This window comes from Streptantibioticus rubrisoli (assembly GCF_024436055.1).
GTDB lineage: Bacteria > Actinomycetota > Actinomycetes > Streptomycetales > Streptomycetaceae > Streptantibioticus_A > Streptantibioticus_A rubrisoli.
In genome coordinates this window covers 99,750-112,582 of record NZ_JANFNH010000002.1, presented here as the reverse complement: position 1 = coordinate 112,582, position 12,833 = coordinate 99,750, and the positions used below count along the sequence as shown (strand labels likewise).

Annotated in this window: 13 protein-coding genes; 3 read left to right on the top strand and 10 right to left on the bottom strand. The window is 71.3% G+C overall.

Going from position 1 to position 12,833, the window contains the following annotated elements; all coding sequences use genetic code 11:
- Window positions 1-55: 55 nt before the first annotated feature.
- The 8 genes from NON19_RS03855 to rho all read right to left on the bottom strand — a co-directional run bounded on the left by NON19_RS03855 (window position 56) and on the right by rho (window position 8,621).
- A complete protein-coding gene (locus tag NON19_RS03855) occupies window positions 56-736 on the bottom strand; it encodes a GntR family transcriptional regulator (protein WP_255925139.1) in 681 nt (226 codons plus the stop codon).
- 39 nt (window positions 737-775) lie between these two features.
- Complete coding sequence (locus NON19_RS03850) at window positions 776-2,155, bottom strand: aldehyde dehydrogenase family protein (RefSeq protein WP_255925138.1); 1,380 nt, start codon at window positions 2,153-2,155, stop codon at window positions 776-778.
- Entirely contained in the window at window positions 2,152-3,156 is a 1,005-nt protein-coding gene (locus NON19_RS03845; RefSeq protein WP_255925137.1) for a proline racemase family protein, read from the bottom strand. Before NON19_RS03845 ends, NON19_RS03850 begins: the two co-directional genes overlap by 4 nt.
- A 25-nt stretch (window positions 3,157-3,181) precedes the next feature.
- Window positions 3,182-4,090 (bottom strand): dihydrodipicolinate synthase family protein, encoded by a 909-nt coding sequence (locus NON19_RS03840; RefSeq protein ID WP_255925136.1) that lies wholly within the window; start codon window positions 4,088-4,090, stop codon window positions 3,182-3,184.
- A 127-nt stretch (window positions 4,091-4,217) separates the two neighbouring features.
- Complete coding sequence (locus tag NON19_RS03835; protein ID WP_255925135.1) at window positions 4,218-5,699, bottom strand: FAD-dependent oxidoreductase; 1,482 nt, start codon at window positions 5,697-5,699, stop codon at window positions 4,218-4,220.
- Window positions 5,680-5,994: a (2Fe-2S)-binding protein gene (locus NON19_RS03830; protein ID WP_255925134.1), complete on the bottom strand. Its 315-nt coding sequence runs from the start codon at window positions 5,992-5,994 to the stop codon at window positions 5,680-5,682. Before NON19_RS03830 ends, NON19_RS03835 begins: the two co-directional genes overlap by 20 nt.
- 134 nt (window positions 5,995-6,128) lie before the next feature.
- The gene (locus tag NON19_RS03825; RefSeq protein WP_303653305.1) at window positions 6,129-7,277 is read right to left on the bottom strand and encodes an NAD(P)/FAD-dependent oxidoreductase; all 1,149 of its coding nucleotides are present in this window, start codon (window positions 7,275-7,277) and stop codon (window positions 6,129-6,131) included.
- A gap of 159 nt (window positions 7,278-7,436) precedes the next feature.
- Window positions 7,437-8,621: a transcription termination factor Rho gene (gene rho, locus NON19_RS03820; protein WP_255925132.1), complete on the bottom strand. Its 1,185-nt coding sequence runs from the start codon at window positions 8,619-8,621 to the stop codon at window positions 7,437-7,439.
- Window positions 8,622-9,037: 416 nt separating this feature from the next.
- On the opposite strand from rho, the gene NON19_RS03815 reads away from it, so the two are divergent.
- On the top strand, window positions 9,038-9,793 hold the full coding sequence (locus NON19_RS03815; RefSeq protein ID WP_255925131.1) for a sulfite exporter TauE/SafE family protein: 756 nt from the start codon (window positions 9,038-9,040) through the stop codon (window positions 9,791-9,793).
- 128 nt (window positions 9,794-9,921) lie between these two features.
- Window positions 9,922-10,767 (top strand): DUF2127 domain-containing protein, encoded by an 846-nt coding sequence (locus NON19_RS03810; protein WP_255925130.1) that lies wholly within the window; start codon window positions 9,922-9,924, stop codon window positions 10,765-10,767.
- 40 nt (window positions 10,768-10,807) lie between these two features.
- Here NON19_RS03810 and NON19_RS03805 read toward each other — a convergent pair whose 3' ends face one another.
- Together NON19_RS03805 and NON19_RS03800 are read right to left on the bottom strand one after the other, a co-directional pair.
- A complete protein-coding gene (locus NON19_RS03805) occupies window positions 10,808-11,311 on the bottom strand; it encodes a metallophosphoesterase family protein (protein ID WP_255925129.1) in 504 nt (167 codons plus the stop codon).
- A 132-nt stretch (window positions 11,312-11,443) separates the two neighbouring features.
- Window positions 11,444-12,157 carry a TetR/AcrR family transcriptional regulator gene (locus tag NON19_RS03800; protein WP_255925128.1) on the bottom strand — a complete coding sequence of 238 codons (714 nt, stop codon included), beginning with the start codon at window positions 12,155-12,157 and terminating at the stop codon, window positions 11,444-11,446.
- Between the two features lie 136 nt (window positions 12,158-12,293).
- On the opposite strand from NON19_RS03800, the gene NON19_RS03795 reads away from it, so the two are divergent.
- Entirely contained in the window at window positions 12,294-12,809 is a 516-nt protein-coding gene (locus NON19_RS03795) for a nitroreductase family protein (protein WP_255925127.1), read from the top strand.
- The last annotated feature ends 24 nt before the right edge of the window (window positions 12,810-12,833 follow it).

Sequence of the window (12,833 nt, the reverse complement as noted above, 5' to 3'; positions counted from 1 at the left end):
GCGCGAGTCCGGGCCAGCTGCGCGCTGGGCGCCCTGACCGCCCCCCGGTCCCGCGCTACCGGGCTTGCCGACCCTCGCCCTTGGCCCACAGGGAGCGGACATGTCCCAGGTGGCGGGTCATGCACTTCTGGGCGCCCTCGGCGTCACCAGCCAGCATCAGCTCCAGCAGTTCCAGGTGTTCCTCGGCGGAGGGGAGCAGTTGGCCGCGTTCGTTGAGGGCGGTCAGCCCGTACAGGCGTGAGCGCTTGCGCAGATCGCCCACGGTCTCGACGAGTCGTTCGTTGCCGGCGAGCGCCAGCAGGCCGAGGTGGAACTGGCGGTCGGCTTCCAGGTAGCCGATGAGGTCGTGGCGGCGCGCGGCGCTCACGATCTCCTCGGCGAGCGGGCGCAGCGCCTGGAGTTGCTCGGCGGACGCGGTGCATGTTATCCGGCCGACGGTGGGGACCTCGATCAGGGTGCGGATCTCGGTGTACTGGTCGAGGTCGCGTTCGTTGACCTCGGTGACCCTGAAGCCCTTGTTGCGGACCGGCTCGACCAGCCCCTCGCGGGCCAGGTCGAGCATCGCCTCGCGGACCGGCGTCGCGGAGACGCCGAAGTCCTCGGCGAGCCCCGGCGCCGAGTACAGCTCGCCGGGGCGGAGTTCACCGGAGATCAGCGCGGCGCGCAGGGCGTGGGCGACCTGGTCGCGCAACCGCTCATGGGCGGTGATGAGGTTGCGCGATTTCAGGTGCCCCATGACGCTCTCCGTTTCCGAGTCGGACTTCAGCGTACGGTGTCACATGGCCGCGCCCGGGGTCAGGGTGTACGTGCGGGTGCGGGTGTAGAAGTCAAGGGCGGCGCGCCCCTGCTCGCGGGCCCCGTGGCTGGAGGCCTTGGTGCCGCCGAACGGCAGGTGGAAGTCGACGCCGGTGGACGGGGCGTTGAGGCGGACCATGCCGGTGTCGAGATGGTCGAGCCCGTGCAGAACCGCGTCAAGGTCAGCGGTGTGCACCGAGGTGACCAGGCCGTACCGGACGGAGTTGGCCATCCGTACCGCGTGGGCCAGGTCGTCCGCGGGCAGCAGCGCGGCGACGGGGCCGAAGACCTCCTCGTGAAGCAGTCCGTGGTCCGGTGGCAGCTTCTCGACCAGGGTGGGAGCCGCGTACCAGCCGGGCCGGTCGGGGGTGGTGCCGCCAGCCAGTACCGCCAGGCCCTGACATGCCTGGCCGACGCGTTCTCGGGCCTGCTCGCTGATGAGCGGGCCGCAGACGGTGGCCGGGTCGGCCGGGTCGCCCGTGCGCAACTCCCCCAGCGCCGCGGCGAGGGCCTCGCGCAGCGGGCCGTGGGCGGCGCCGACCGGGATGACCCGGCTGGTGGCCGTGCACTTCTGTCCGGCGTATCCGGCGATCGCGGCGGCGATGTGGGCGGCGGCCCGTTCGATGTCGGCGTCGGGTAGGACGATCGCCGCGTTGACCCCGCCCATCTCGGCCTGTACCGGGATGTTACGGGCGGTCGCGGTGCGCACCACCTCGTTGCCGACCGCTGTGGACCCGGTGAACGAAACGGCGTCCGAGGACGCGATCAGGGCGCCGCCTTCGGTCGCGCCGCCGGGAACCACGGTGAACACCGCGCGCGGCAGCGTCTGTTGGAGGATCTCGGCGAGGCGCAGGGCGCATGCCGTGGCCTCGGGCGCGGGTTTGAGGACCACCGTGTTGCCGACCGCCAGTGCCGGGGCCGCCTTCCAACTGGGGATGGCGAAGGGGAAGTTCCAGGGGGTGATCAGGCCCGCGACTCCGTGCGGGCGGCGGCGGGTGAGCAACAGCCCGGACCCGCCGAAGGGTTCGTGGACGGCGCCGGTGGGGTCGTAGGGGGCCTGGGCGTAGTACCGCCAGATGGCCGCGGTACGTGCCACCTCGGCCCGGGCTTCGGTGAGCGGCTTGCCCACCTCGCGCACGGCCAGTGCGGCCAGCTCGGCTGCCGCGGCCTCGATGGCCTCGGCGATGGCGGCCAGGGCCGCCGCACGGGCGCCCGCGCCACCGGCCAGCCACCCCGGTTGGGCGGCGCGGGCCTTGGTGACGGCATCGGCCACGGCGGCGGCACCGGGCTCCGGGACGCGCAGCAGGAGGTCTGCCGGATCGGCTGGGTTGTGTGAGACGACGAGCGAGGACGTGGTCACAGGAGGAAGCCTCCGGGGAAGGGGTCGGCCGGGTCGAGGAAGTACTGGGCGGTGCCGGTGATCCAGGCCCGTCCGGTGATGGTGGGGACGACGGCGGGCACGCCGCCGACCCGGGTCTCCTCGACGAGCCGACCGGTGAACTCGGTACCGATGAACGACTCGTTGACGAAGTCGCGGTGGAGCGGGAGTTCGCCGCGCGCGTGGAGCTGGGCCATGCGCGCGGAGGTGCCGGTGCCGCAGGGTGACCGGTCGAACCAGCCGGGGTGGATCGCCATGGCGTGCCGGGACCGCTGCGCGTCGGAGCCGGGCGCGGCGAGGTAGACGTGCTTGAGACCGCTGATCTCCGGCCGTTCGGGGTGGACCGGGCGGCTCGGCGAGGCGTTGACGGCGTCCATGACGGCAAGGCCCGCGGTGAGCAGGTCGTCCTTGCGGGAGCGGTCGAACGGCAGCCGCAGCGCGTCCAGTTCGACGAAGGCGTAGAAGTTGCCGCCGAAGGCCAGGTCGTAGCGCACCGTCCCGTACCCCGGCACCTGGACCTCCCGGTCGAGGCCGAGGCAGAACGCGGGCACGTTGGTGAACGTGACCGCCTTGGCCGCGCCGTTCTCGACGCGTACGTCGGCGTGGACCAGGCCCGCCGGGGTCTCCAGCCGCACGGTGGTGATCGGCTCGTGGACCTCGACCATGCCGGTTTCCACCAGGACGGTGGCGACCCCGATGGTGCCGTGCCCGCACATCGGCAGCACACCGGAGACCTCGATGAACAGCACCCCGAAGTCGGCGTCCGATCTGGTCGGGGGCTGCAGGATCGCACCGCTCATGGAGGCGTGGCCGCGTGGCTCGTACATCAGCAGGGTGCGGATGTGGTCCAGGTGCTTGATGAAGTGCAGTCTGCGTTCGGCCATCGTGGCGCCGGGGATCACCCCGACGCCGCCGGTGATGACGCGGGTTGGCATGCCCTCGGTGTGGGAGTCGACGGCGTGGAAGACATGACGGGTGCGCACGGGCGTCCTTTCGCGGGTCGGGCGGTCAGTGGTGGCCCTCGGCGACGGCTTTCTCGGTGGCGGCGCGCACGGCGGCCTCGACCTGGGCGGTGAGCGGCGAGCGCGGCGGGCGGCAGGGTCCGCCATGACGACCGACGATGTCCATGGATGCCTTGATGGCCTGCACGAACTCGGTCTTCGAATCCCAGCGCAGCAGCGGATGGAGCGACCGGTACAGGGGCAGTGCCGCCTGAAGGTCCCCCGCGACGGCACCGCGGTACAGCTCGCAGCAGGTAGCCGGAAACGCGTTGGGGTATCCCGCGACCCAGCCGACGGCACCGGCCATGGCCAGTTCGACGAGCACGTCGTCCGCCCCGATCAACAGATCGAGCCCGGGGGCGAGTTCGGCCAGCTCGTAGGCCCGGCGCACATCACCGGTGAACTCCTTGACCGCCACCACGCTTCCGTCCGCGTGGAGTTGGGCCAGCAGGGCAGGAACGAGGTCGACCTTGGTGTCGATGGGGTTGTTGTACGCGACGACCGGCAATCTGGCCCTGGCCACCTCGGCGAAGTGGGCGCGTATCGCGGCCTCGTCGGCACGGTAGGCGTTGGGCGGCAGCAGCAGCACGCAGCCGCAGCCCGCCTCCGCCGCCTGCTCGGTCCACCGGCGCGCCTCCGCACTGCCGTAGGCGGCCACCCCGGGCATCACCCGGGCACCGTCTCCCGCCGCCTCGACGGCGGTACGCACCACTTGGGCGCGTTCCTCAGCGGTGAGGGTCTGGTACTCGCCGAGGGACCCGTTGGGGACCACGCCGTCGCAACCGTTCTCGATCAGCCAGTGGACGTGCTCGGCGTAGGCGTCGTAGTCGACGGAGAGGTCCTCGCGCAGGGGGAGCGCGGTGGCGACCATCACGCCGCGCCAGGGACGTTCGGGATTCCACGAACTGGTGGTCATGCCAGTCGGCCCTTCTATGGTGTGTGACATTTTCAGTGATCGCCGTTGTACGGCGATCGTTGTTGTGCAGCGATCGTTGTTGTGCGGTGGCGCACGGCAGTGAACGTGAGGGATGCCGTGCGGGGAGCTATTCGTCGGCCCCGGCTTCGTTGATCCCAGCTTCGTCGGCCCCGGCTTCGTCGGCCCCGGCCGGTGAGCCGAGCAGGCCGAGGGGCACGGGTACGGCCAGTGGTCGGCGCTCAGGTGAAGGCGGTACGCCCTCGTCGCCTCCGCCCGCCGCCAGGCAGGCGACGGCCGCGGCGCACATGCGGCCCTGGCACCAGCCCATTCCGGCCCGGGTGAGGAGTTTGACGGTGCGGGCATCCCTGGCGCCCAGTTCGGCCGCCGCCTCCCGGACGCGGCGTGCCGTCACCTCCTCGCACCGGCAGACATCGGTGTCGTCGTCGAGCCAGTGGGTCCAGCCCGGGCGGGGCGCGTGGGCGACAGCCATGGCGTCGGCGAAGGCGCGCATCCGGTCGCGGCGGCGGCGAAGCTCCCGGACGCGCGCCGGGTCAACGAGCACCCCACGCAGCCGGAAGGCCACCGCCCTTCCCGCCAACTCGCCCTCCACGCGGGCGAGTTCCCAGCCACCGACGCCGCCGGTCTCACCCGCCGCCCACACTCCCGGCACGGAGGTCTCCTGGCGGCCGTCGAGGACGAGGGCGTGCGTTCCGTCGGGCGTGCGCCGGGTCGCGCAGCCCAGTCCGGTGGCCAGTTCAATCTGCGGGACCAGTCCATGGCCGACGGCCAGGGCGTCGCAGCTGATGCGGCGGCCCGTTCCCGGCACCGGCCGCCAGTCCTGGTCGAGCCGGGAGACGGTCACGGCCTCCACCCGATCGGTGCCGTGCGCCGCGGTGACCGCACTACGGCTGTGCGGTCGCACCCGGTGCCGCAGCAGGGACGCGCCGTGCACCGCGCCCTGAAGTACCTTGCGCGGGTTGGCCACCAGGGCGCGCGCGTGGGTCACGTAGCGGAGGTAGCCGGAGGCCTCGACGATGGCGGGCACCTGTGCCCCGGCGGCGGCGAGCGAGGAGGCGACGGCGAGCAGCAGCGGCCCGCTTCCGGCGACGACGATCCGCTTACCGGGCAGCGCCAGACCGGACTTGAGCATCGCCTGGGCGCCCCCGGCGGCCACCACTCCGGGCAACGTCCAGCCAGGGAAGGGCAGTTGCCTCTCGTACGCACCGGTCGCGAGCAGGACCGCGCGGGCGTGCACCCGCACCGGGCGCTCGGCCCCGCCGTCAACGCCGCTGAGAGCGTGCACCGTCCACAGTTCACCGCTCCCCCGCGTCACGGTCCACACCTGGTGCCCCAGGAGACGGCGGGTGTCGCTGGCCTCCAGTCGTTGGCGCAGTGCCGCGAAGGCGGGCCAGTCATGGTGCAGGGCCTGCGGCCGCAGCGCGCCGAGGGCTGGGGCGGGATGCCGGAAGAACTGGCCGCCGACCTGCCCCGAGCCGTCCAGCAGGCAGACCCGCAGGCCGAGTTCGGACGCGGTGACGGCACCCGCCAGACCGGCACAGCCCGCGCCGATCACCGCCAGGTCGTAGGGTTCAGACGCCGAGTCCGGCACGGCCGTGTCCCTCCTGGGTGGTGATCGCGTCACCGGGTCGGGCGGGCACCAGGCATGCCCTTCTGTTGGGTTCGCCGTTGACGGTGGCGAGGCAGTCATAGCACTGGCCGATACCGCAGAAGGCGCCGCGCGGGCGACCGCCACCGCGGGTGGAGCGCCAGGCGAGTACGCCAGCACACCACAGGGCCGCGGCGATGGACTGCCCGGGCAGGGCGGTGATCGCCCTGCCGTCGACCGTGATCTCGAACGGCGGACCGGGCTCAGCCCTGACCAGTTCGCTGGGGGTACGGGCCACTGCGGGCCTCCTTCCAGATGCGGCGGGGCGGGAACGAAAAGAGGCGGGCGGGACGGAAAGGACAGGTGGGTCGGAGAGAAGGGTGGGCGGGTCGGAAGGAAGGGGCGGGTGGGCGGGAAAATCCACCGCACCCCCTACGGCGCCGCGCCACCAACGAAGCGCGCGGGGCTGAACGGCGCAGGGTCCAGCGGCAGTGGGCCACCGCTCAACATCCCAGCGATCAGCGCCCCCGTGGCCGGGGCGAGCCCGATCCCCGCGCCCTCGTGGCCGCAGGCATGCAGCAGCCCGGGGACGCGGGGGTCACGGCCGATCGCGGGCAGGTGGTCGGGCAGATACGGGCGGAAGCCCGCGTACGCCCGCACCGCCCGAACTCCGGCCAACACCGGGAACAGCGCCGTGGCCTGGGCCGCCAGTCGACGCAGGGCCTCCACCGAGAGCGTGCGGTCGAAGCCGACCCGCTCCCGGCTGGCGCCGATCAACACCGGGCCCGCCGGGGTGCCCTCGACCACCGGTGAGGTCTGCAGCGCCGCCGAATCGCTGGCCACATCGCGGACGTAGTCCGCCGCGTACACCTTGTGCCGCACCACGCGTGGCAGTGGTTCGGTGACGAGGACGAAGCCGCGGCGCGGTAGCACGGGTAGCTCGGTGCCCGCGCGTTGGGCCAGTTCGCCGCCCCAGGTACCGGTGGCGTTCACCACGTGCGGGGCGTGGACGGTTCCGGTTGCCGTTCGGACCCCGGTCACCTCGCCGGTCGTGGCGGTGAGGATGCCGGTGACCTCCTCACCGAGGCGGATCCGCGCATCTGAGGCGCGCAGCAAGTGGGCTGCGGCGAGCGCGGGTTGGACCTGGGCGTCCTGGGGATAGTGGAAGCCGCCCGCCAGATCGGGGGCGAGGTGCGGCTCCAGCTCGGCCAGGCGGTCGGCCGGGATCTCCTCCGCCAGCACTCCCGCCTTCTCCTGCCCCCTGGCCAACTCGCGCAGCGTGTCCATGCCCGCCGGGTCCGAGGCGACGACCAGGCCGCCCTTGGCCTCGTACTCGATCTGCAGGGGAAGCGGCTCGGCCAGCTCGCGCCACAACCGCGTTGAGAGCAGGGCGAGTTCCAGCTCGGGGCCCGGCTCCTTGTCGGAGACCAGAAGGTTCCCTTCGCCCGCGCCCGTGGTGCCGCCCGCGACGGGGCCGCGATCGATGACGGTGACGGACAGGCCGGAGCGGGTGGCGTAGTAGGCGCAGGCCGCTCCGACCACTCCGGCCCCGACGACGATGACGTCGGAAGAGTCTCCCATGGACACGTCAGTAATATTTCACATTTCACTGGGAGCCGCCAGGGGCCGCGCTCACGTTTTCATGCCACCCAAGGCTGTGCGGCTCCAGGACGGTTGGGAACATCCCGCCGCTCCATAACACCCGCGTTATGGACCTCGCTCCATAACATCCGCGTGCGGTCAACGCCCGTTGGGCGCGGCGTTCTGGTTGATGTGCTGGATGAACTCCGCGTTCCCGGCGGTGCGCCGCAGGTGGTCCAGGAGCAACTCGGCGGACTGGTGGGCGTCCCGGGCGCCCAGCACACGCCGCAGCCTGCGCAGGGCGGCCAGTTCGTCGGCTGCCAGGAGGATCTCCTCACGGCGGGTGCCCGAGAGGCTGATGTCCACGGCGGGAAACGTCCGGCTGTCGGCGAGGGCGCGGCTGAGCCGCAACTCCATGTTGCCCGTGCCCTTCAGTTCCTCGAAGTAGTGGTCGTCAGCACGTGATCCGGTCTCGACCAACGCCGTGGCCAGCATCGTCAGGGACCCGCCCGTCTCGATGGCGCGGGCCGCGCCGAAGAGGCGCTTGGGGCCGTGGAGCGCCGCGGCGTCAACACCACCACTGAGCGTGCGGCCCTTGCCCGCGGCGCTGTTGTTGTAGGCACGGCACAGGCGGGTGATGGAGTCGAGCAGGATCACCACCTCGCGTCCCTGCTCGACCAGGCGCTTGCCGTGCTCCACGGCCAGTTCGGCGGTGCTGACGTGATCCGCTGCCGGGCGGTCGAAGGTGGAGGAGACCACCTCGCCGCGCACCGAGCGCCGCATGTCGGTGACTTCCTCGGGGCGCTCGTCCAGCAGCACGACCATCAGGTGGCAGTTGGGATGGTTGCGGGCCACGGCCTCGGCGACGGCTTTGAGGAGCATGGTCTTCCCGGCCTTGGGCGGTGCCACGATCAGCCCGCGGGTGCCCTTGCCGATGGGCGCGATCAGGTCGATGACGCGGGTTGCCAGCACCGTCGGGCTCGTTTCCATACGAAGCCGCTCGGTGGGGTGGACCGGCGTGAGATCGGCGAAGTGCGGCCGCCTGGAAATCCGGTCGGGCGCGACGCCGTTGACGCGCTCGACGCGAACGAGCACGCGCTGCCTGCCGCGTTGTCCGTCGCCTTGCGCGGGTGCCTCGGCGTCCATCAGTCCTTCGATGAAGTCGCCTTTGCGCAGGCCGAGTTGGTGCTCCAGCGATGTGGTCACGCGCACGTCCCGTGGTCCCGGCAGGTAGCCGTCGACACGGAGATGGCCGTGGTTGCCGATCCGGTCGAAGAGACCGGCGACCGGGACGGGGGTGCTGCGGTGGTCGTGTCGCGAACGTGGTGCGATGGTGGTGGTCATGGATGCCCTTTCTGGGCACGGGAGTGAGGGGAAGGAGCCGCGACGGGAATGCGGCGCGTGCTCGGGCGAGCCCCGTTCGCTGCCCGAGGGGCGACGGCCGTGATGACTGATGTGCTCACCGGCGGTCGTTGCGGGAGACCGTGTGACGTCCCTGCGGGCCGGTCGAGAAGGCAGAGCCCGGGACGGGGAGATGAGTGAGACGAACGAGCACCGGCGCCACTGTCGGGCGAACTCGCGTGCTGAGGGCAGCGTAACACCATCGGCCGCGAACGGCTGCCGACGGGCTCCGTAGAGCGCCTGGAGCGATGCGCGTCCGCCAGCCGAAACGCCGTCGCGGGACCGGCCGTTACCATTCTTCAGCTTTGTCCAAGTGACCGGTACCAGATCGGACCGGAACACGTCGACGGGATGAACACATGACGATATGGGACGCGTGCGCCGTCTTCGCGGCGGGCGTAGGGGCCGGAACGATCAATGCTGTCGTCGGCTCCGGGACGCTCCTCACCTTTCCGGTACTGCTCGCCGTGGGCCTGCCGCCCGTTACCGCCAACGTCTCCAACACCCTCGGCCTGGTGCCCGGGTCGGTCAGCGCCGTCATCGGCTATCGCCGTGAGCTGGCGGGGCTGCGCGCGCCTCTGGTCCGGCTGGGTCCGGCTTCCCTGATCGGCGGACTCGTCGGTGCGCTGCTGCTGCTCACCCTGCCCGCGGGGATCTTCGCGACGGTCGTTCCGGTGTTCATCGCGGCGGCACTGGTCCTGGTGGTGCTGCAGCCGCGCATCGCCCGCGCGGTGGCCGCGCGGCGCGGTAACGCGGCTCAGCAGAAGACGAGTTGGGTACTCGTCGCCGGGGTGTTCGCCACCGGGGTGTACGGCGGTTACTTCGGCGCCGCACAGGGTGTACTGCTCATCGGGCTGCTCGGTACCTTGCTCCACGAGGACCTCCAGCGGATCAACGCGGTGAAGAACGTCCTGGCCCTGCTCGTCAACGGGGTGGCGGCCGTTGTCTTCCTCTTCGTCGCGCACTTCGACTGGTCGGCGGTGCTGCTGATCGCCGCCGGTTCGGTGATTGGCGGCCAGGCGGGGGCCCGTCTTGGCCGCAGGCTCTCGTCCACCGTGCTGCGGGTGGTGATCGTCGCGGTGGGCCTGGTGGCGATCGGTCAGCTGCTGACCTGAGCGGTACGGCGACGCGACCTTTCGGGTCTCGGAATCGCGGGGGCGCGTGGCACAGACTGAAGACGGCGCCGGATCCGTGGAGACGGCGCCGTACGAAGACGACGGCAGCAGGCGCGTGGGAGGCGGACATGGCGGAGGGAAACGGTCTCGCACCTGCCCCGGGGACGGGCACCGAGAAGCACCGGTTGCGCTATGAACTCCTCGGGTGCGGCCTGCACGGCCACCACCTGGAGGGCACCGGCGCGCGCCGGGTGCGCCCCGACGACGCCCTGCTGGTGCGCGAGTTCGCGGAGGGGCTGCGCTGGCACCGCTGTCTGCGCTGTGACGCCTGGCTGCCGCTGCCGCCGCCAGCCAGGCCCGAGCGGGAGTTCCCACCCGAGCGCGACGAGATCACCCTCCCACTGCGGGGGAAGCCGCTGCGCGACCGCTATGTCCTGCGGCTGATCGCCCTCGACCGGCTCCTGCACTTCCTGGTCCTGGGAGTGCTCGCCGTCAGCGTACTGGTCTTCGCGGACACCCGCGCCAGCCTCAGGGCTCCCTTCTACCGGATCATGGACGTGCTGCAGAACGGCGTCGGCGGCGCCAGCGGCACCACCCGGCACGGCCTCCTCGGGGACCTAGCCAAGGCGTTCGCCGCCCGTTCCTCCACGCTCTGGTTGATCGGTCTGGTACTGGCCGGATACGCGTTGCTGGAGGGCGTCGAGGCGGTCGGGCTGTGGCTCACCAAGCGCTGGGCGGAGTACCTCACGTTCGTGGCCACCACCGTGCTCCTCGTACCGGAGGTCTACGAGCTGAGCTCGCGCGTCACCCCCACGAAGGTCCTCACCCTGTTGATCAACCTGGCGGTGGTCGTCTATCTCCTTGTGGCCAAGCGCCTGTTCGGGTTGCGCGGCGGCGGACGTGCGGAAGCCGCCGAGCGGGCTCGGGACAGCAGTTGGGAAGCGCTGGAGCGGGTACTGCCCGGCCCGGTGTAGCCGACGTACGCGGGACCGGACACCCCAGGGGCAGAACGGATCATCGACGGGGCGGCAGGGCGTGCAGGACGACCTCGGCGAGGCGTCCCGGCTCCGTGGCCGCGGTCATGTAGCTGCAGTAGGGCTGGCGTCGACGGTCGGTCGGCGAGCCGGGGTTGAGCAGCCGGAGTCCGCCGGGAGCGGTGGAGTCGTACGGGATGTGACTGTGCCCGAAGACCAGTACGTCCAGATCCGGGAACCGCCGCGCGCAGCGCTGGTCGCGACCGCGCGTCGGTCCGGTCTCGTGGACGACGCCGAACCGCAGCCCGTCCAACTCGGCGCGGGCCACCTCGGGTAGCCGGGCGCGCAGCTCGGGGCCGTCGTTGTTGCCGTACACACCGATCAGCCGCCGGGCACGTGAGGCGAAGAGGGTGACAGTGGCGAGGTCGACCCAGTCACCGGCGTGCACCACCACATCGGCGAGCTCCAACTGCGCCAGGAGTTCCTCGGGGAGCTTCTTGGCGCGTTTCGGCAGATGAGTGTCCGAGGTGAGCAGCAGGCGCATGGATCGACGGTAGCGGGATTCGGCAGACGGCCTCCGGCCAGCCGACACGAAGTCGGCGGACTTGTGGCACAACCAGCCCGCAATGCTGTGCGCGATTGCCTGATGCCCTCCGCCTGCCTGGCGGAACTGGCGTCAGGAGCGCGCGAGGCCGTCCAGCATCAGCTCGATGGTGAAGGCGAAGCGTTCGTGGTCGATACCCGAGGTGATTTCGGCGGCATAGCGCTTGGTCTGCGGGAAGGTGTCCGGCAGCGCGGAGAAGCGGCGCAGTAGTTCGTCCCGGCTGACGACCCACTCGTCGCCGGGGTGGCGGAGCAGGGAGACTTCAAGTGTGTAGGCGTTGACGTAGAGCGTCAGGGAGTCGATGCCCCAGGCGGCGGTCTGCGGCGCGATGCCCGCGGCCAGCAGGATGGCGAGCATGCTCTCGCTGAGACGCAGGGTGTCCTGATTGGTGGGGGCGACGGCGAGTGCGGCCCGGGAGAGGCCGGGGTAGCGCAGGTACTGGTCGCGCAGTTGACAGCAAATGCTGGTGATCTGCTCGCGCCAGGCGGCGGGGTCCGGCTCGGGCAGGTCGATCTCGGCACACAGGCGGCCGATGAGCAGCTCGTCCAGGTCCTCTTTGTTGACAACGTGGGCGTACAGCGACGCCGGTCCGGTCTCCAAAGCGGCTGCCACGCGACGCATGGTCAGGGCTCCGTAGCCCTCGCGCGCCACGATGTCGAGCGCTGCGTCGATGACGGCGTCCACCGTGATCGGCTTCGAGCGCCGGACACGCGCCGGCGGCGCAGTCGCATCAGGAAGTGGCTGGTGGTGCCGCGCCGCACGCCGTTGCTGAGGAGTCGGTGGCATGTTCCGAGCATACCGAGGACGAACTCCGTTCGATGAGTGGCCGACGACTCCCCCGGCGGCATCATGGCCGCCGCGCCCGCCGCGAACGGAGCAGCACCGGGCGCGAGGTGCACGGAGTGTGGGCAGGGTGAGTGGCATGGAGACCTGGGACGCCATCACCTCTCGGCGGAACGTGCGCGACTACGCGGACCGGCCGATCCCCGACGAGGATCTGAACCGGATCCTCGAAGCGGGCCGTCGCGCACCGTCGTCGCGAAACTGGCAGCCTTGGGACTTCGTGGTTGTCACCGATCGCGGCCGCCTGGCCGAACTTTCGAACGTGTGGCGCGGAGCCAGTCATGTCGCCCGCTCCGCGGCCACGATCGCGCTGGTCACCGGCGTCCATGATGATGCCGGGCAACGCGAACGCGCCCAGTACGACCTCGGTCAGGCCACGATGAGCATCATGCTGGCCGCTGCGGACCTCGGCATCGGCAGCGGCCACGCCGCGGTGGCCGACCAGGACCTGGCCCGGCGGCTACTCGGCCTCCCCACCGACCGCGAGTGCGCGTACCTCATCGCACTGGGCCACCCGGCCGGTGGTCCGCTCAGACCCATCCAGCGACCCGATCGACGCCCCCTCGACGAAGTCGTCCACCGGCAACACTGGTAGCAACGCACCCACTCCGCGTGGTCC

Bases quoted from the DNA above. Each gene is read 5' to 3' on its own strand.
- NON19_RS03825 (WP_303653305.1), bottom strand. From the start codon at position 7,277: ATGGGAGACTCTTCCGACGTCATCGTCGTCGGGGCCGGAGTGGTCGGA.
- rho (WP_255925132.1), bottom strand. From the start codon at position 8,621: ATGACCACCACCATCGCACCACGTTCGCGACACGACCACCGCAGCACC.
- NON19_RS03795 (WP_255925127.1), top strand. From the start codon at position 12,294: ATGGAGACCTGGGACGCCATCACCTCTCGGCGGAACGTGCGCGACTAC.
- NON19_RS03855 (WP_255925139.1), bottom strand. From the start codon at position 736: ATGGGGCACCTGAAATCGCGCAACCTCATCACCGCCCATGAGCGGTTG.
- NON19_RS03805 (WP_255925129.1), bottom strand. From the start codon at position 11,311: ATGCGCCTGCTGCTCACCTCGGACACTCATCTGCCGAAACGCGCCAAG.
- NON19_RS03800 (WP_255925128.1), bottom strand. From the start codon at position 12,157: ATGCCACCGACTCCTCAGCAACGGCGTGCGGCGCGGCACCACCAGCCA.
- NON19_RS03815 (WP_255925131.1), top strand. From the start codon at position 9,038: ATGACGATATGGGACGCGTGCGCCGTCTTCGCGGCGGGCGTAGGGGCC.
- NON19_RS03810 (WP_255925130.1), top strand. From the start codon at position 9,922: ATGGCGGAGGGAAACGGTCTCGCACCTGCCCCGGGGACGGGCACCGAG.
- NON19_RS03840 (WP_255925136.1), bottom strand. From the start codon at position 4,090: ATGACCACCAGTTCGTGGAATCCCGAACGTCCCTGGCGCGGCGTGATG.